This window comes from Leisingera sp. S232 (assembly GCF_049800895.1).
Classification (GTDB): domain Bacteria; phylum Pseudomonadota; class Alphaproteobacteria; order Rhodobacterales; family Rhodobacteraceae; genus Leisingera.
Map to the genome: position 1 here is coordinate 48,792 of NZ_JBNAFX010000005.1, position 17,828 is coordinate 66,619.

The 17,828-nt window shown below is 59.5% G+C and carries 20 protein-coding genes; 3 read left to right on the top strand and 17 right to left on the bottom strand.

Features of this window, described 5'->3' with window-relative positions:
• Positions 1-176: 176 nt before the first annotated feature.
• The 13 genes from ACP151_RS05675 to pobA form a co-directional block, all read right to left on the bottom strand.
• Positions 177-647, bottom strand: coding sequence for a molybdenum cofactor biosynthesis protein MoaE (locus ACP151_RS05675; protein ID WP_424977891.1), 471 nt, complete (start codon positions 645-647; stop codon positions 177-179).
• Between the two features lie 4 nt (positions 648-651).
• Positions 652-897: a molybdopterin converting factor subunit 1 gene (gene moaD / locus ACP151_RS05680; protein WP_424977892.1), complete on the bottom strand. Its 246-nt coding sequence runs from the start codon at positions 895-897 to the stop codon at positions 652-654.
• Positions 897-1,568, bottom strand: a complete 672-nt coding sequence (gene pgsA, locus ACP151_RS05685; RefSeq protein ID WP_424977893.1) for a CDP-diacylglycerol--glycerol-3-phosphate 3-phosphatidyltransferase — start codon at positions 1,566-1,568, stop codon at positions 897-899. Before pgsA ends, moaD begins: the two co-directional genes overlap by 1 nt.
• A 128-nt stretch (positions 1,569-1,696) precedes the next feature.
• Complete coding sequence (locus ACP151_RS05690) at positions 1,697-2,308, bottom strand: DUF922 domain-containing protein (RefSeq protein ID WP_424977894.1); 612 nt, start codon at positions 2,306-2,308, stop codon at positions 1,697-1,699.
• Positions 2,309-2,378: 70 nt separating this feature from the next.
• Positions 2,379-4,271 (bottom strand): excinuclease ABC subunit UvrC, encoded by a 1,893-nt coding sequence (uvrC, locus tag ACP151_RS05695; protein WP_424977895.1) that lies wholly within the window; start codon positions 4,269-4,271, stop codon positions 2,379-2,381.
• 299 nt (positions 4,272-4,570) lie between these two features.
• Positions 4,571-5,371, bottom strand: a complete 801-nt coding sequence (locus ACP151_RS05700) for an SDR family oxidoreductase (protein WP_424978019.1) — start codon at positions 5,369-5,371, stop codon at positions 4,571-4,573.
• Between the two features lie 7 nt (positions 5,372-5,378).
• The gene (locus ACP151_RS05705; protein ID WP_424977896.1) at positions 5,379-6,335 is read right to left on the bottom strand and encodes a calcium/sodium antiporter; all 957 of its coding nucleotides are present in this window, start codon (positions 6,333-6,335) and stop codon (positions 5,379-5,381) included.
• Entirely contained in the window at positions 6,332-6,526 is a 195-nt protein-coding gene (locus ACP151_RS05710) for a hypothetical protein (protein WP_424977897.1), read from the bottom strand. The genes ACP151_RS05705 and ACP151_RS05710 overlap by 4 nt, the downstream gene beginning before the upstream one ends.
• Positions 6,507-7,304 (bottom strand): S49 family peptidase, encoded by a 798-nt coding sequence (locus ACP151_RS05715; protein WP_424977898.1) that lies wholly within the window; start codon positions 7,302-7,304, stop codon positions 6,507-6,509. Before ACP151_RS05715 ends, ACP151_RS05710 begins: the two co-directional genes overlap by 20 nt.
• A 282-nt stretch (positions 7,305-7,586) precedes the next feature.
• Complete coding sequence (locus ACP151_RS05720; RefSeq protein WP_424977899.1) at positions 7,587-8,348, bottom strand: ABC transporter permease; 762 nt, start codon at positions 8,346-8,348, stop codon at positions 7,587-7,589.
• Entirely contained in the window at positions 8,345-9,304 is a 960-nt protein-coding gene (locus ACP151_RS05725; protein WP_424977900.1) for an ABC transporter ATP-binding protein, read from the bottom strand. Before ACP151_RS05725 ends, ACP151_RS05720 begins: the two co-directional genes overlap by 4 nt.
• Positions 9,305-9,415: 111 nt before the next feature.
• On the bottom strand, positions 9,416-9,937 hold the full coding sequence (locus tag ACP151_RS05730) for a CoxG family protein (RefSeq protein ID WP_424977901.1): 522 nt from the start codon (positions 9,935-9,937) through the stop codon (positions 9,416-9,418).
• 161 nt (positions 9,938-10,098) lie between these two features.
• On the bottom strand, positions 10,099-11,280 hold the full coding sequence (gene pobA / locus ACP151_RS05735) for a 4-hydroxybenzoate 3-monooxygenase (protein ID WP_424977902.1): 1,182 nt from the start codon (positions 11,278-11,280) through the stop codon (positions 10,099-10,101).
• 104 nt (positions 11,281-11,384) lie between these two features.
• Between pobA and ACP151_RS05740 the strand changes: the two genes are divergently transcribed.
• Together ACP151_RS05740 and ACP151_RS05745 are read left to right on the top strand one after the other, a co-directional pair.
• A complete protein-coding gene (locus tag ACP151_RS05740; protein WP_424977903.1) occupies positions 11,385-12,245 on the top strand; it encodes a helix-turn-helix domain-containing protein in 861 nt (286 codons plus the stop codon).
• A gap of 46 nt (positions 12,246-12,291) precedes the next feature.
• Positions 12,292-13,374 carry a CaiB/BaiF CoA transferase family protein gene (locus ACP151_RS05745; protein ID WP_424977904.1) on the top strand — a complete coding sequence of 361 codons (1,083 nt, stop codon included), beginning with the start codon at positions 12,292-12,294 and terminating at the stop codon, positions 13,372-13,374.
• Between the two features lie 2 nt (positions 13,375-13,376).
• Here the strand turns inward: ACP151_RS05745 and ACP151_RS05750 are convergent, their stop codons facing one another.
• Together ACP151_RS05750 and hemE are read right to left on the bottom strand one after the other, a co-directional pair.
• Positions 13,377-13,514 (bottom strand): hypothetical protein, encoded by a 138-nt coding sequence (locus tag ACP151_RS05750; protein WP_424977905.1) that lies wholly within the window; start codon positions 13,512-13,514, stop codon positions 13,377-13,379.
• A 113-nt stretch (positions 13,515-13,627) separates the two neighbouring features.
• The gene (hemE, locus tag ACP151_RS05755; protein WP_424977906.1) at positions 13,628-14,662 is read right to left on the bottom strand and encodes a uroporphyrinogen decarboxylase; all 1,035 of its coding nucleotides are present in this window, start codon (positions 14,660-14,662) and stop codon (positions 13,628-13,630) included.
• Between the two features lie 196 nt (positions 14,663-14,858).
• Here hemE and hemC point away from each other — a divergent pair, with 196 nt between their 5' ends.
• Positions 14,859-15,818, top strand: coding sequence for a hydroxymethylbilane synthase (gene hemC, locus ACP151_RS05760; RefSeq protein ID WP_424977907.1), 960 nt, complete (start codon positions 14,859-14,861; stop codon positions 15,816-15,818).
• 125 nt (positions 15,819-15,943) lie between these two features.
• Here the strand turns inward: hemC and ACP151_RS05765 are convergent, their stop codons facing one another.
• Together ACP151_RS05765 and hemF are read right to left on the bottom strand one after the other, a co-directional pair.
• Positions 15,944-16,759 carry a GH25 family lysozyme gene (locus ACP151_RS05765; protein ID WP_424977908.1) on the bottom strand — a complete coding sequence of 272 codons (816 nt, stop codon included), beginning with the start codon at positions 16,757-16,759 and terminating at the stop codon, positions 15,944-15,946.
• Between the two features lie 174 nt (positions 16,760-16,933).
• Complete coding sequence (hemF, locus tag ACP151_RS05770) at positions 16,934-17,815, bottom strand: oxygen-dependent coproporphyrinogen oxidase (RefSeq protein ID WP_424977909.1); 882 nt, start codon at positions 17,813-17,815, stop codon at positions 16,934-16,936.
• Positions 17,816-17,828: the final 13 nt, after the last annotated feature.

Sequence of the window (17,828 nt, forward strand, 5' to 3'; positions counted from 1 at the left end):
CCTGCAGACCGCACTGGCTGCGCCAGCACAGTCTGATCAGCCTTGGGCGTGGCGCCGCGCAAAGCGCGGCGCCACCCCCCCGGGCCCCCCCCCCCCTGCTCCCGCCCGGGGGGGGGGGCGCCCCCCCCCCCGGCCCCCCCCACGCCCAACAGGCGGAAATCATCTTTGATGATTGATCAACTGGCGGGAGATTTTCCGCCCTGCCAGCGCTTCAGTGCATCTTCATCAGCGTCCTTGGCGGCCACCCAATCCGCCCCGCCGCCGCTGAGGATTTCCTTCTTCCAGAATGGGGCACGGGATTTCAGGTAGTCCATCAGATACTCTGCCGCCTCAAACGCATCCTTGCGATGACGGGCGGCGGTGGCGACCATCATGATACGTTCGCCCGGGGCCAAGCGACCATGCCGATGGATCACAAGCGTATCGGCCAGTGACCAGCGGTCCATGGCCTCTTCGGCGATGGCCGTCAGTGCCTTTTCGGTCATACCAGGGTAATGCTCGATTTCCATCGCTTGAAGGCCGCCTTGATCAGCGTCCCGCACCACACCCGTGAATGTTACCACAGCGCCTGCATTCGCAACTCCTGCGGCAAAGGCATCGCTCTCTGCGCCAAGCTCAAAGGCGGCTTCCTGCACGGAGATCCGCATCGCCTCAGCCTCCGGTCATTGGCGGAAAGAAGGCCACCTCGCGCACGCCCTCCAAAGATGCATCAAACTCCGACAGCTCCTGATCCAATGCGACCCGCAGTGCAGACAGATCAGAAAAAGCCGCCGCATAGCGCTCTTCGCGCGCGCGCAGCTCCTCTACCAGATCGGCGACGGTGGCCGCTGACGTTTCCACCTGTTCGCGCGGCAGACCGATGCGTTCACGCACCCAGGCGAAATACAGAACATCCATCAATGCACTTCCTTCAGATGTGGCATCGCCTTGCGCAGATAATCGACCCCTGTAATGGCGGTTAGCGCCGCAGCAATCCACAGCAGCCAAAGCCCGATACGGCCAGTCCAGATCATCCCGTCGAATTTCCAGCGCAATCCCATTTCGTCGGACACCTGCCCGGTCATGATCTGGTCAATCAGCGCCTGGTCCATACCAAAGGACGACATCACCAGGTAATGTTCAAAAATACCCTGCGAAAACAGCGTCGCGATGGCGATCATCTGGGCGGTTGTCTTCCACTTGGCAAGTCTGGTCACCTTCAGCGTGCCGGCGGTATCTCCCAAGAATTCACGCAGGCCGGACACAAACACCTCGCGGAACAGGATCACCGTCGCAGGCAGCACCAGCCAGGGGGTCCATTGTTCGGCGGCATAGCCCACCAGAATCATCAGTGCAATCACAACCATCGCCTTGTCGGCAATCGGATCCAGCATGGCTCCCATCTTGGTTTCCTGCTTCCAGGCCCGCGCCAGATAGCCGTCGAACCAATCGGTCACGGCTGCTGTCACAAACAGCAGAAGGGCAAACCAATCTGCATAGGGGCGGCTGAAATAGAGAAACATCACGGCCAAGCCGGGCGCTGCAATCAGCCGCAGCAGGGTGAGGATATTGGGCAAAGTCCACGTCATGCCGCGCACATTATCTGGCTGTTCGGCAAGTGGAAAGCAGGCTTCGTCAAAATTCGGCAATCGCCTGTGTGGACCGGCTGCGGCCAACGGCGGCAATCAACACTACATACACGCAATGCGTGTCACATTCACCCAATGGAGGTGTCCAGCAAGGCACCTTTCTTTTCCCCATGATGACTGGAGTGGTCGAATTTGCGATGGACCTCATTCAACCGGTCCCGGTCCAAAAAGATGTGATTGTGGATCACCCGCTGCAAATCCTCTTTGGCAAATTTCAAGGCCTCAGCCTCGGTCTCTGCCAGCCCGGAGCCTTTGAGTTTATTCAGATCCTTGGCTATCTTGTCGCATTCCTTCTTGGCCTTGTCCAAATGCTGTGCCTCGTGGACCAGACAGCAGGCATAGAACCGGTACCATTCAATCAGCGCCCGCGGGGTCAGTCCGCTGACAGAACGTTTCGGGCATCGGACTGTCGTGTGTAGGATCAGTTTCAGCGCGGAGACCTTTGCAGTCACTTCAAACCATCCGGTTTTCTTGTCGATCCTGGGCTTGCCCTCTGCAACGTATTTCCCCTTGGCCGTCAGGCACTCCAGTTCCGTGGTGGTCAGAAACGCCACCTTCTTGTTGTCGTTGGGGTCTTTCGGCCCCTTTGTTTTGATACTTTTGGCAATGTCGGGCAGCGTTTTTCCCGACACTGAGTAGGTGTCATAGACAACATTTTTCACGGTCAAGGATACCGGCATAATTTCTCCGCCCAGTCACAAGCTGTCCTGCTAACGTAGCGCGGTTGCCCTTCAACTCAAAATCAGCTTGCTAACCTTGCGCGTGGAAATGGTCATAGATCCGCTCCGCCAAAGCTTCCGAGATCCCCTCAACCGCTTTCAGGTCGACCAGGTTGGCGCGGCTCACGGCCTTGGCGCTGCCGAAATGCGCAAGCAATGCCCGCTTGCGCGATGCCCCGACACCCGGCACCTCGTCCAGCGGAGTGGCACTCAGTGCCTTGGCGCGTTTGGCGCGGTGGGTACCGATGGCAAACCGGTGCGCCTCATCCCGCATCCGCTGAATAAAGTAGAGCACCGGGTCATTGCGCTGCAAGGCGAACACGCGCGCGCCCGGGCGGTAGAACTCTTCTTTGCCATGGTCGCGGTCTACGCCCTTGGCAACCCCCACCATTGGGATGTCCTGGACCCCGTGTGTTTCCATGATTTCTGCCACTGCAGAAACTTGCCCGGCACCGCCGTCAATCAGCAGAAAGTCGGGCCAGAGGCCTTTTTCGCGGTCTGGATCTTCCTTCAGAAGGCGCGAGAAACGGCGATTCAGCACTTCCTTCATCATGCCAAAGTCATCACCCGGCACCAGATCATCACCCTTGATGTTGAATTTGCGGTAGGCGTTTTTCCTGAAACCTTCCGGCCCCATGACAATCATACCGCCAACTGCGTTTGTGCCCTGTATGTGAGAGTTGTCGTAAACCTCGATCCGCTGCGGCGGCCCTTCCAGACCAAAGGCTTCCGCCAGCCCGCGCAGCAGTTTGGCCTGGGTTGCGCTTTCAGCCATGCGCCGGGCCAGGCTTTCACGGGCATTGCGCACGGCAAAGGCAACCAGTTCGGTCTTTTCGCCGCGCTGGGGCACCAGCAGTTCCACCTTGCGCTCTGCTTTTGCGCTCAGCGCCTCCTCCATCAAGTCGGCATTTTCGATGCCATCAGACAGGATCAGCTGCCGCGGTGGTTCCTTGTTGCTGTAGAATTGCCCAAGAAAGGCCTCCATGATCTCCGCCGGGCTATTGTCGGCATCAACCCGCGGATAGAAGTCCTGATTGCCCCAGTTCTGGTTGGCACGAATGAAAAAGACCTGCACACAAGCCTGTCCGCCATCCATATGAAGGCCGATCACATCTGCTTCTGCCACGCCGCGCGGATTGATGCCTTGCGAGGTCTGCACCTGGGTCAGCGCCTTTATTCGGTCGCGCAGCGCCGCCGCGCGTTCGAACTCCATCGCCTCAGATGCTGCCATCATCTGTTCCGCCAGCTCTTCCTGAATTTTGGTGGACCGACCCGACAGGAAACGTTCTGCATCACGAACGCTGGCAGCATAATCCTCCTCGCTGATCAGCCCCGTGCAAGGCGCGGTGCAGCGTTTGATCTGGTGTTGCAGGCAAGGCCGGGTGCGGGTCTCGAACATCGAATCCGAACAATTGCGCAGCAGGAATGCCTTTTGCAGCTGGTTCAGCGTCCTGTTCACGGCACCTGCACTGGCAAAGGGGCCGAAATAGCTGCCCTTCTGCTTGCGGGCGCCGCGGTGTTTCTTGATCTGTGGAAAGGCGTGGTCCTTGGCGACCAATATATTGGGAAAGCTTTTGTCATCACGCAGCAGCACGTTGTACTTGGGCTTCAGCTGCTTGATCAGGTTTTGCTCCAAGAGCAATGCTTCTGTTTCGGTACGGGTGGTCAGAAACATCATTGAAGTCGTCAGAGCGATCATCCGCTCAATCCGCGGACTGTTGCCCGGCCGTGTGTAGTTCGACACCCGCGCCTTAAGATTGCGTGCCTTGCCCACATAAAGAACCCTGCTGTCCGCATCCAGCATCCGGTAAACGCCGGGCGAAGCATCCAGTGTTTTTACATAATCCTTGATCACCGCATATCCGGTGCGGGCAGGCGTTTCGAGAGAGTTATCGGAAGGCAGGTCAGTCATGCGTCCAGACATATGATTCCCTGCCATCGGCTGCAATGTTTGCCTGCCCGGATCAAGAGTGAGGAAATCCACGGAAGTTGTGGATAACTACGGAGATATCTTTGGGCTATCCCGCCTTTTCCCTTATTTCAGAGCGGTTTTGGATAAACGCCTAAATTTTAGGCAATATGGTAAGATATTGATTTAATGGAAAACTTTTCCTTCCACCTGTCAACGTTTTGAAAAGAAAGATTCTTTTGTAACGCTTCTGTGACGGAACGTGCAACGGTGCAAAACTTCTGGCGAAAGAGACGGTTTTACCCCGATATGCGTCACTCAAGCCCTTCGCTGTCCGGGGTTTGCCAGCCAAGATGCTGACCGCCGTCGACGCAAATCATCTGCCCTGTCACGGCCTTCGCCTGCAAAAGATAGCTGAGCGCCGCAGTGACATCCTCCGCATCAGCGCCGCGCTGAAGAATTGTGGCTTTGCGCTGACGGAAAAACTGGTCCTCGCTTTGCCGTGCGCCCTGCAAGGTCGGGCCAGGGCCGATCGCGTTGACCCGGATCTTCGGCGCCAGTGCCTGAGCCGCGGTTTGGGTCAGCGTCCACAGCGCCGATTTGGCCAGGGTATAGGTCATAAACTCCGGCGTCAGCTTGCGCACCCGCTGGTCGATCATGTTGACTGCCAGCCCCCAGGCGCGCGGCTCTCCTCCGCGATCCATCTCCAGCGGCACGTCTTGTTCAGCCATCGCCTGCAACAACAGAAACGGCGCTCTTAGATTGCTGTTCAGATGCCGGTCCCAGCTGATCCGCGTGGCGGTACAAAGCGTGTCATATTCAAAAACGGAGGCGTTATTAACCAGACATGACACGGGACCGCCCAACGCCTCAGCTGCGCGCGGCAGTAGCGAACTGGCCTGCTCCTCTTCCATCAGGTCCGCCTGCAAAGTCAGGGAACGACGGCCCAGTGCACGGATCTGCGCCGCTGTCTCCTCTGCATCGTCGGCCGAAGACGCGTAGTGAACCGCGACATCGCAGCCTTGCGCCGCAAGCCGCAAAGCCATAGCGCGGCCAAGCCGCCTGCCCGCTCCGGTCACCAATGCCCGCATCTGCGCCCCCTGCTGATAGTGCAGTAAAACGTTAGAACAGGACGAACATATACGCCAGATACAGCGCCGTCAGAACGCCCCCCCAAACTCGGGTTATGTCCTGTTTGAAAAAGACAAAAGGGATGAGCAGCAGCGAAGCGGCCAGCATGACCCACAGGTCGAAATACAGGAACTCAGGATCGACACTGATCGGTCCAACAAAGGTGGCAATGCCGATAATGGCCAGCAGGTTGAACATATTGGAGCCAATCACATTGCCCAGCGCGACATCCGCCTGGCGCTGCATCGCCGCCATCACGGTGGTCGCCAGCTCCGGCAGCGACGTACCGATGGCGACCAGCGTCAGGCCGATTACGGTCTCGGTGATCCCGTAAGTGCGGGCGATGACAGTCGCATTGTCCACCAGCAGATCGGCACCCAGCGGCAGGCCAATCAACCCAAGAAGAAGGTAGGTGCAGACCCGCCAATAAGGCATGTCAGGATCGGCTTCCTCAATCTCTTCGAGGTCGTCATCACAGGCGCATTCCTTGCCGTTTCGGCGATGGTTGCGCGCCTCATGGAAAGCCACCCCCAGCACGCCTGCCAACACCGCCAGCAGGATCAAACCGGACCAGATGGTAAAAGTTCCACAAAACGCCAGGCCGATGAACAGAAAGGACGCTCCCAGCATGAAAATGTAGTTCTTGCGAGTGTTGCATTCGCTGGTGTGAAGGGCGCGCATTATGGCGGGGATGCCCAGCACCAATAGAATATTGGCGGTGTTGGAGCCAACAACATTGCCCAGGGCGATGCCATCCGCGCCTTCATGCACTGCACTGATGGCGATCAAGAGTTCAGGAGCTGAGGTGCCAAAGGCAACAATCGTCAGGCTGACGATCATCGCGGGCACCCCCAGCCGCAGGCTCAGATTCACCGCACCCCGAACCAGCGCATCGCCGGCCAGCAGCAGGATGACCAACCCTAGGGCGGAATACAGCCATGGCATCATTTGCCAGGCCCTCCTTTCTTGCAGGCACACAGGCCTTTGCCGATCCGGAAGCGACCGCAGGACGGGCAGCGCTTGGAATTGATCTGTTTCTGGCCGGGAAAGCGCAGCTTGCCGAACATCGCCATCACAGCCATCACCACCAGAAAGATTGCAACGATCTTGAACAGCACGTCAGAGCCCGAAACGCGCATATTCTGCACGCTCCTCAATTCCCGTCAGCGCATCCTGCGCAACTTGCATGCCGAAGCGGCTGAGCAGAGGTTTCTTGAGGCCATAGCGGCGGAAGCGGGCTTTCTCGCCGAACCGTTCTTTCATCTTGGGCTTCAGGTGGCCGATGCCGTCTATCAGGCCCAATTCCTCAGCCCGCCGCGCCAGCCAGATTTCTCCGGTGAACAGGTTTTCATCGGTTTTCAGCTTGGGGCCACGACGTTCCGTAACGTGATCAATGAAGTTCGCATGGATGTCGTTCAGGATCACCTTGAGCCGTTTCACGTCGTCCGGGCTTTCCGGGCGGAATGGGTCCAGCATGGATTTGCTCTCACCCGCGGTGTAAATCCGACGCTCAACACCCTGGCGGGCCAGCAGAACATGGGCACCGAAACCGGCAGAGATTACTCCGACGGACCCAAGTACGGAACTTGCATCAGCCCAGATTTCATCCGCGGCAGCCGCCAGCCAGTAGCCCCCTGAGGCTGCGACGTCCTCGACGAAAGCATAGACCGGTATGTCTAGTTCTTCTGACAGCCTTCGGATGCGGGCGCCAATCAGCGAGCTTTGTACCGGCGAACCGCCGGGCGAGTTGATTTCCAGCGCGACGGCGGCGGGTTTGCCTTTGCGGAAGGCGCGCTCAAGAACCGGGGCCAGCGCAGCATCGCTGAGGGAGCCGCGGCCCGGCATACCAATGGCGCCATTGAGGCGGACCACCGCCACCAGCGGCTGTCTTTTCAGGAAAGGCAGGTGAAATCTCATGGCGCCGATGTAGAGCCCCCCCCGCGGTGAAACAAGGTGCGGCCCGGAGGGAAATGCCCTCAAATGCAAAAACCGCACAGCCACGGGCAATTTTGCAACGCCCGTTCCCGCCGCATTCCTGGTGCGTCTGCCCGTCTGCTTGGCAGCTTGAAGCCACCTCTGTCCGATTGGACCGGGCGCCGGTGGTATTTACGGCCCGCGCAGCGTCACGAGGTCATCCGGGCGGCACGACCGAAGGGCGCCAAATTGGCTGGCGGCCTTCGTTGTTCTGTGTCCTTTGGGTCAGGCCCGGATGCGCCAGCCGGTCTTAAAGATCCACCAGATAACGCCCATACAAGCCAGCGTGAAGCCGCCGATGGCGCAAAGGCTCAGCAAAACAGGCACATCCGCCTGGCCAAAGAAGGCCCAACGGAAACCTGAGACCAAGTAAACCACAGGATTGAAAAGGGTGATTGTCTGCCAGAACTGCGGCAACATCGAGATCGAATAGAAAGAGCCGCCCAGGAACACAAGCGGCGTAACCACCAGCAATGGCACCAGCTGCAGCTGTTCAAAATTCCGGGCCCAAATGCCGATAATGAAGCCCATGAGCGAGAAGCTGAGGCAGGTCAGCACCAGAAACGCCACCATTGCCAATGGATGCTGAACAGCCAGATCGACAAACAGCGAGGCGGTGCACAGGATGACCGTTCCTATGAACAGCGACTTCGTCGCAGCCGCTCCGACAAACCCCGCGACCACCTCCAGGAAATTGATCGGTGCTGACAGGATCTCGTAAATGTTGCCGATGAATTTGGGGAAAAAGATCCCAAAAGAAGCGTTTGAGATACTTTGGGTGATAACCGACAACATCACCAGTCCCGGCACGATAAAGGCGCCGTATTCGACACCGTCGACCTCCTGAATGCGGCTGCCGATGGCGCTGCCGAACACCACAAAGTAAAGTGAGGTCGAAAGAACGGGCGAAATGAAACTTTGCAGGAATGTGCGCCAGAACCGCGCCATTTCCGCCCTATAGATCGTGGCAACAGCTGTCCAGTTCATGCTGCATCTCCTGAAACGGATTCGGTCTGTAATTTTTCTCCCGACACCAGGCCGACAAAGATATCCTCCAGACTGGATTCCCGCGTCTGCACATCTGCCAGCACCAAACCGGCCTGCGCCACATCATTCAGCAGCGTGGTGATGCCGGTGCGTTCTGCCCTTGTGTCATAGCTGTAAAGCAGGGCCTTGCCGTCATTCACAAGCTGCAAGCTGTGTTGTGCCAGCGACTCAGGAATTGCGGAGACCGGTGCGCTCAGCTGCACTTCCAGCTGCTTCTGTCCCATCCGTGCCATCAGCTGGTCTTTTTCTTCGACCAGCAGCAGCTCGCCATTTGCAATCACCCCGACCCGGTCGGCAATCGCTTCAGCTTCCTCGATGTAATGAGTGGTCAGAATGATGGTAACGCCATCCGCTTTGAGCTCTTGCACAATCTCCCACATGTCCTTGCGCAGCTCTACATCGACACCTGCCGTTGGTTCATCCAGAAACAGGATGCGCGGTTCATGGGCCAGAGCCTTGGCGATCAGAACCCGCCGTTTCATGCCACCCGACAGGTCCATAATCCGGCTGTCCCGCTTCTCCCACAGCGACAGCTTGCGCAAGATCTCTTCCACCAATGCCGGATTGGCGGGTTTGCCGAACAGCCCGCGTGAGAACGTGACCGTATCCAGAACCCCGGTGAAAGGCTCCAGTGTGATTTCCTGAGGCACCAGCCCGATCAGGGCGCGTGCGCGCCGGAAATGCGTGACATTGTCAAATCCGCCAACACTGACGCTGCCGGAGGTTCCGTTGGTGATTCCGCAAATTGTCGAAATCAGGGTTGTTTTCCCTGCCCCGTTGGGACCGAGAAGAGCCAGGATTTCGCCTTCTTCAATGTCCAGCGAGACGCCTTTCAGAGCCTGAAAACCGCCTTCGTATGTTTTGCGCAACTCGTGGATGGACAGGATCGCCGCCATAGTGTCTCCGGGGTGGTCTCAAATCTCAGCCACCCTAGCGGCGGTTCGTCGCATCGACCAGCCCTGCACCATGGAATGCGCTGCAGAATGGCCTGTGCATCAGCGCAGGGTTCACCCGCGGCCGGTGACCTTGCTGAACCAGCCTTTTTTCTCTTGTTCCTCGTCCGAAAGCTCAGCGTTGCCGTTGCCCTCCTGCGGCGCCAGATGTGCCTGGAGGTTGGCAAAAAACTGATCTGCCATCTTCTTGGCGAAACCATCAATGATCCGGCTGCCCAGTTGCGCCAGCTTGCCACCGACTTTCGCCTCTACTTCATAGGACAGGAGCGTGCCGGTTTCCGACCGTGCCAGTACCACCACGGCCCCGCCTTTGGCAAACCCTGCCGCACCGCCCTTGCCCTCGCCCAGGATAGTCAGCTTGTTGTTTTCAACCAAGTCCGACAAGTTGACCTGCCCCTTGAACGTGGCTTTGACGGGGCCAACCTTCTGAGTGACCGTTGCCTCAAAGCCGTCTTCCGGCGTGCCTGTCACTTCCTGCGCTCCTGGTATGCAGGCTTTCAGAACCGCCGGAGACAGAAGCGCCGCATAGACAGCTCCAGGATCAGCAGCGATCTCCTTTTGGTCACTCATCTGCATAGGCTGGGTCTCCCTGGCGTTTCATTTCATCTTCTTTCAGACCTAGCTGCCCTGCCTGGCCCTGCCAAGCCCGCAGGGGACTGCCCGGCTCCGCTTGCCCGTTGTCCTCGCGGTCGGCAAACACCGTCTCTGAAACGGCAGAGCAGCAGCGACTGACACCGTCAATATGGCAGCCCTACGTAGTTTTCTGCCATCGAAGCCTGTGCCGCATCCGACGAAAACAGATAGTCCAGCTCTGCAGATTGCAGCCGCAGGTCGGTCTCCGACCCGTCCGGCGAGCTGTGCAAAAGGTTCGTCATCCACCAGCTGAACCGTTCGGCCTTCCAAACCCGCGCCAGCGCCTTTTCCGAATAGGCGTCCAGCCCGGCACAGCTGCCTTTCACGTAGTATTCCAACAGCCCGTGATAGAGATAATGAATATCCGACGCAGCCAGGTTCAGCCCCTTGGCTCCGGTCGGCGGCACGATGTGCGCCGCGTCCCCGGCCAGAAACAGATTGCCATAGCGCATTGGCTCTGCCACGAAACTGCGCAGCGGAGCGATGGATTTTTCAATAGAAGGTCCAGTCTGCAAAGCTGCAGCAACATCCGCTGGCAGCCGCCGTTTCAACTCCGCCCAGAAAGCTTTGTCGCTCCAGTCCTTCGCCTGATCCGTCGATGGCACTTGAATATAGTAGCGGCTGAGAACCGGGCTGCGCAGCGAGCACAAGGCAAAACCGCGTTCATGCCGGGCATAGATCAGCTCGTCCGACACTGGCGCTGTTTCAGACAAAACCCCAAGCCAGCCGAAAGGATAGATCTTCTCGTATTCCTTCAGCACATCTGCGGGAATCGATTTGCGGCTGACCCCGTGGAACCCGTCGGCACCAACAATGAAATCGCACTCGGCCCGCTGAGAGACACCGTCCAGCTCCCAAGTCACAAAGGGACGCGCATCGTTCAAGGCATGAAGTTGCACGTTCTGTGCTGTGTGGATTACCACCCCGCCCATCGCATCCCGCGCCTGATACAGGTCGCGGGTTACTTCAGTCTGCCCATAGACCATCACGGTTTCGCCGCCGGTGCGGCTTGCAAGGTCAATCCGGTTCAGCTGTCCCTGATGGGCGATACAGAACCCCGCGTGGACTTCGCCTTCCCGGTCCATGCGCCTGCCGCAGCCTGCCTCGCGCATCAAGTTTACAAATCCATGTTCCAGCACGCCCGCCCGGATGCGGCCCATCACATGGCTCCGTGTCTGCCTCTCCAGCACGATGGAGCTGATCCCTTTGCGATGCAAAAGTTGCGACAGCAGCAGCCCGGACGGGCCGCCGCCGATGATGACGACCTGTGTTTGAAGTGCGGACATGCGCGTTCCCCAAGAGACCTCAGCGTTTCGTGCGAAGGAAAGTATGCGCTGTTTATGCCTGCTAGCGAATGGACCATACACGCCAGAAATTGTATATTTCGCACATGAGCACCTCACCCCGCATCGATAGCTTCAGCCTGTTTGGTGAGACTTCCGAACTTGCAGATATCCTGCATGTTGAAACCATTCGCGCACGATCTGAACTGCACGACTGGGAACTGAGGCCGCACCGGCATGCACGTCTGCACCAGTTTTTGGTTCTGAACGGCGGCGGCGGTTCGACGAAAATTGACGGTTTCACCCATTCTCTGGTGCCGCCCTGCCTGATCAATGTGCCCCGCGGCGTTGTGCATGGTTTCCGGTTTGACAGCGGCACCAGCGGCTGGGTTGTCACCCTGGCCTCAGACCTTCTGGACCAGCATCTGGCATCCGGAGAGGGCGTGGGCATTCTTCTGGATCAGCCAGCGGTGCTGCCATTACCTGCCAGTCTGCAGGGCGTGACTGAACAGCTTTTCCGCGAATACTCCGGCCACGAATTTGGCAGGGCCCAGATGCTGCGCAGCTTGGCTCTTTCTGCAGTCACCCTGACTGCACGCTCCATTGCCAGCGGCAAAAATGTCTCTGCTCTGCCCATAGTCAGCCCGCTGTTCTCCCGATTCGAAGCGCTAGTAGAACGCGATTTCCGGCTGCGCCGACCATTGTCGGAATACGCCGCTGAACTGGCTGTCTCACCCACTCATCTGAACCGGGTCGCGCATCAGGCCACCGGGCAGCCTGCCTCGGCACTGGTCAACGGCCGGGTTCTGCGCGAAGCGCGTCGGCTGCTAATCTATACCAGCCTGACGGCCGCTCAGATTGCCTATGAGCTCGGCTTCGCCGACCCTGCGCATTTCAGCCGGGTGTTTGCAAAGGGAACCGGAATGCCGCCACGGAAGTTCCGCCAGCAGGTTGCCGCAGGCCCCTAGCCCGCCGCACACTGCCAGCGCCGAACACCACAGAGAGGGGCACCAAATGCTGCAGGGCATCCGCATTTTGGAAGTAGAAGGGCTGGGGCCCGGCCCTTTTGCCGCGATGTTGCTGGCCGACCTCGGAGCAGACGTAATCTGTATTAACCGCACAGGCGGTGGTGTCACGCCCGGGATGCCTGAACACTCGTTACTGGACCGTGGAAAGCGTTCGATAGAGCTGGATCTCAAGAACGCCAACGATTTGGAAAGGTTTCTTGCTCTGACTGTCACCGCCGACGGGCTGATTGAGGGCTTCCGCCCCGGCGTGATGGAGCGGCTGGGGCTGGGGCCGGAACAATGCCATGCAGTGAACCCAAGCCTGGTCTATGGCCGGATGACCGGCTGGGGCCAGGACAGCCCGCTGGCCCATGCGGCGGGCCATGACCTCACCTACATCTCGCTGTCGGGCGCTTTGTGGTATGCCTCAGCCCCCGGCGATGCACCGATATCGCCCGCCACTCTGACCGGCGATATCGGTGGCGGTGCAATGTATTTGGCTGTCGGCATGCTGGCAGGCCTTCTAAAGACCAGGGCCACGGGGAAGGGCTGCGTGGTAGATGCGGCGATCTATGACGGATCAGCCCATATGATGAACCTTTTGATGAGCATCCGGCAGGCCGGAAACTTTGGCGTCACACGTGGCGCAAACCTGCTCGATGGGCCGCATTGGAGCCGCACCTATGCCTGCGCCGACGGAGGCTATGTCTCGGTCCAATGCCTGGAGCCGCAGTTCTATGCGCTGTTTCTGAAAATACTGGGGCTGGCGGAGGATGCTGCATTTCAGCAGCAGCATGACAAAACCCAATGGCCCGCCCTGACCGGCCGTCTTGCCGGAATCTTCGCCAGCCAGCCGCGCGATCATTGGGCAGCTCTATTCGAAGGATCAGATGCTTGCGTGGCGCCGGTGCTGAACCCCGAAGAAGCGCTGAAGCATCCAATGAACGCCCGCAGCGCCTGGGTGACGGCGGGGGGCATACTGCAGGCCGCCCCTGCCCCTCGCTTTTCAGGCCAACCAGACTGGATCCCGCCGGAGATCCCCCGGCGTGGCCAGCACACCGAGGAGATCCTGGCAGAGCTGACCCGCTAAAGTCAGTCTTCTTTCTTGGCCTTGTCAGCTGCGGCTTTCATCCGCTTGAGCAGCTCAGTTTTGTCCGAATGCTTGCCAAAAGGGTTCTTCTTGGTCCCCTTGGCATTATGTTCGGCGTGACGTGGTTTGTTCTTGCCCATCTTAGGTGCTCCAGATTTACCGTAATCCACCGATCTACCCTCGTTCGCTGCGCGTCTTGCTGCGCTGATGCCCGAAACAGCGGCCCGGCACAAGGCCGGGTCGGCCGCGCGGGTCAGCTGCTGCGGACGGTATCGATCATCAGCTGGACATTCGCCGGATCAGCGTCCGGTGTTATGCCATGACCCAAGTTGAAGATATGCGGGCCGTTCCTGAACGCCTCGACAATGCGGCGCGTCTCATCCACCAGCTCTTGCCCGCCGGTCACCATGTGCCGGGATGCCAGGTTTCCCTGCACGCAGCCGTCGGCCTGAACATGGGCCGCCGCCCAGGCCGGATCAACGGAGTTGTCCAGCGCCACACAGTCAACACCGGTCGCCTTGGCAAAGCCTACGTATTTGTCTCCCGCTTCGCGCGGGAAGCCAATAACGGGGATACCCGGGTGGCGCTCTTTCAACGCTGCGGTGATCTGGCGGCAGGGTTCCAGCGCGTATTTCTGAAACGCTTCCCCCTTCAGAGACCCCGCCCAGCTGTCGAAGATCTTGACAACTTCTGCGCCGGCCTCGATCTGCTTGGAAAGATATTCAATGGTGGCTTCGGTAATCCGCGCCAACAGGGCCTCGAACAACGCGGTGTTTTCTTCGCGCAGGGCATGTGCCGGCCCCTGATCCGGGGTGCCGCGGCCTGCGATCATATAGGTCGCCACCGTCCAGGGCGCGCCGGCAAAGCCGATAAGCGTGGTCTCCGCAGGCAACGCGCGCGACAGGATTCGGACCGTTTCATAGATCGGGTTCAGCGTCTCATGGATATCAGATACCGGGCCCAGCTTGGCAAAATCCCCCTCGGTCGTGATGGTCGACAGCCGCGGGCCCTCGCCGGTCACGAACCACAGATCGGCGCCCAGCGCCTGCGGTATCAGCAGGATATCGGCAAACAGGATCGCCGCGTCGAAACCATAGCGGCGGATCGGCTGCAGCGTCACCTCGGCGGCCAGCTCAGGATTGTAGCAGAGCGACAGGAAATCCCCGGCCTCGGCCCGGGTTGCGCGGTATTCCGGCAGATAGCGGCCCGCCTGGCGCATCATCCAGATCGGCGGCACATCCTGTGTCTCACCCGCCAATGCGCGCAGCAGCTTCTTTTGTCCCGCCATGTGTTTCCTCGCTCTCATCCGCTCACATTGATCTTGCCTTGAGGTCACGCCTGTGGGGCAGAATGTCAAGAGCAGGGGCGATGTGCCGCGCCGCGTGCAGGGGCGCCTTGTTCCAGATCAAGGTTCCGGCAAGACGGCCATGTGAGAGGCAAAAACCGGTTTCCACCGCGGCGCAAACTGATTTAAGGCTTTCTGCATGACACTGACCCTGCCCTCCCCCGCTTCGCCCCTGAAAATCGGCACCCGCGGATCGCCGCTGGCGCTGGCCCAGGCCTATGAGACACGTGCGCGCTTGGCTCTTGCCTTTGACCTGCCGCCAGAGGCGTTTGACATCGTGGTGATCAAGACCACCGGCGACAATCAGGCACTGATTGCAGCTGACAAGCCGCTGAAGGAACTAGGCGGCAAGGGGCTGTTCACCAAGGAGATCGAAGAGGGTCTCTTGTCCGGCGCCATCGACATTGCCGTGCATTCGATGAAAGACATGCCGGTACTGCAGCCTGAGGGGCTGGCGCTCGACACCTATCTCCCGCGCGAGGATGTGCGGGATGCGTTTATCTCACCTTCGCTGACATCGCTGCATGATCTGGCCAAAGGTGCGGTGGTCGGCACCTCGTCGCTGCGCCGCCGGGCACAGCTCCTGAACCGCCGCCCGGACCTGCAGGTGGTCGAATTCCGCGGCAACGTTCAGACCCGTCTGCGCAAATTGTCCGAGGGCGTAGCGGAATGCACCTTCCTGGCCATGGCAGGGCTGAACCGCCTGGCAATGACAGATGTGCCTGCCAATGCGATTGAGACCCGTGACATGCTGCCCGCGGTGGCTCAGGGCGCGATCGGCATTGAACGACGCGCCGATGACAGCCGCGCGGGTGATATGCTGGCAGCGATCCATGATCATCAGACAGGCCAACGGCTGGCGGCAGAGCGGGCGTTCCTGGCAGCGCTTGACGGTTCTTGCGAGACACCGATTGCCGGCTTGGCAGAACTCGACGGCACCACCCTCCGCCTGCGCGGCGAGGTTCTGCGCCCGGATGGGTCTGAGGCGATCCATGATGACCAGAGCTGCGCGATTGAAGATGGTGCGGGGCTGGGCCGGGAGATGGCCGCCAAACTGCTGGAGAAGGCAGGCAAAGGCTTCTTTGACTGGAAAGCCTGAAGCAAGGCCCTGCATCGCGCTCCGGCTCGTTGCCGACCAGACACTGAAACCTGCTTCTTTCTGGCCGGAAATACCCTGGGGGTGAGCGCCCAGGGCGCGAGGGGGCAAAGCCCCCTGCCTCAGGGTCAGATCTGCCCCGACCACCTGAGCCAGCTGTCCGGGCTGCCACGGAAGGTGTTGAGATCTACATCCCCTTTCACCCCCGGCACCTGGCCGGTGCCGGTGTACTGCCAGAAACTCCAAGTCTCGCCGGGGTAGACCTTGCGCGGATGGCCTGCGACGGAGCGCAGCCAGAACTCGGTGCCGCCAAGCCGTCCGATGCCGGTGTCACGGTAGAAATCCACTGTCGTGTAAACCACCGGGCGCTTGCCGTAATGGCGTTCCAGAATGTTCAGGAACTTGCGCGCCTCAGCCCGCACTGTGGCGCCGTCGGGGCGCAGCCTGCAGGTGCGGGAGCGGTGGTTCCATTCCATATCCAGAACCGGCGGCAACGCCTTCGAGTCTTTGGGCACATTGCGAATGAACCACCGGGCCTGCTCGGCCGCCGGGCGGCAGAAATAATAGTAATGATACGCCCCGCGCTTCAACCCCGCAGCCCGCGCGCCGCGCCAGTTTTCGCGAAACCGTTCGTCAGTATGATCGCCGCCCTCAGTCGCTTTGATATAGGCAAAGGACACGCCGGCGCGGCGCACCTTGCCCCAGTTGATGTCTCCCTGATAGCGTGAGACGTCAATGCCGTGCACCGGGTAGGACCAGGGCTTGCGACCTTCCCAGTCATGTGGGTCGCGGTCACCAAAACGCGGATAAGTCGCAAGACCGGCCAGCTTTGCCTTTGCAGGTTCCGTGCGGGTGACCTGCGCAGTGTCGGCGTTCCTTTCCGCCGGCCCTCCGCACCCCGCTGCCAATGTCAGTGCCAATACCCCAAGAACCAGTCTGCGCATGTGATGTGCTCCCTGCCTTGCTTCGTTCCAACTGCTCTTTTCTTTGCCTGTTGATTTCCATCTTAGCGTGGAGCGACGCAAAGTCGCGCCCCAATGAGCACATATCAGCGTAAATCCGCCGCAAGAAAAACGCGCGACCCAGGGGCGGCGCGTTGCGCGGTCATCAGAGGCAGATCAAACCCATTTGGCCAGCGGTGGCAGGCTCATCAGCACCGCATTGGCGTCGTGGCCGGTTTCCAGGCCGAACTTGGTGCCGCGGTCATAGACCAGATTGTATTCAGCATAAAGCCCGCGATGAACGAGTTGCGCGTCCTTGTCGGCGTCATCAAACGCCTGCACACGGCGTTTTTCGACTAGTGGAACAAAGGCCGGCAAAAAGGCGCGGCCGATGTCTTGTGTCAGAGAAAAATCCGCAGCCCAATCACCGGTATTGTGGTCATCCATGAAAATGCCCCCCACCCCGCGGGCACGCTTTCGGTGGGGAATATAGAAATACTCGTCTGCCCATTCTTTAAGCCGCGGGTAGAGGTCTTCGCCATGCGGCTCCAGATACTGTTTCTGTGTCCGGTGAAAATGCGCGGTGTCCTCATCATATTCGATGCAGGGGTTCAGATCGGAACCGCCGCCGAACCACCAGGCATGCGGGGTCCAGAACATGCGGGTGTTCATATGTACGGCCGGGACATGCGGATTGCGCATATGGGCCACCAGCGAAATCCCCGAAGCCCAGAAGCGCGGATCCTCCTTCATGCCGGGAATGCCCTTGCGCGCCGCCATCGCGTTCTGCGCGCGCTCACCCAGGGTGCCGTAAACCTCGGAGATGTTGACGCCGACCTTCTCAAAAACCCGGCCACCGCGCATCACGCTCATCAGCCCGCCGCCTGCGTCGGAACCATCATCCGAAGTGCGTTTCGTCTCCGTCACCTCGAACCGGCCCGGTTCCATCTCTGCAAAGGGGCCTTCGCCGTGGCTGTCTTCCAGCCCCTCAAAGGCGGCAACGATCTGGTCGCGCAGCTCCCGGAACCAGGCGGCAGCCTGAGCCTTTTCATTTGTCATTTCAGAAGTCACA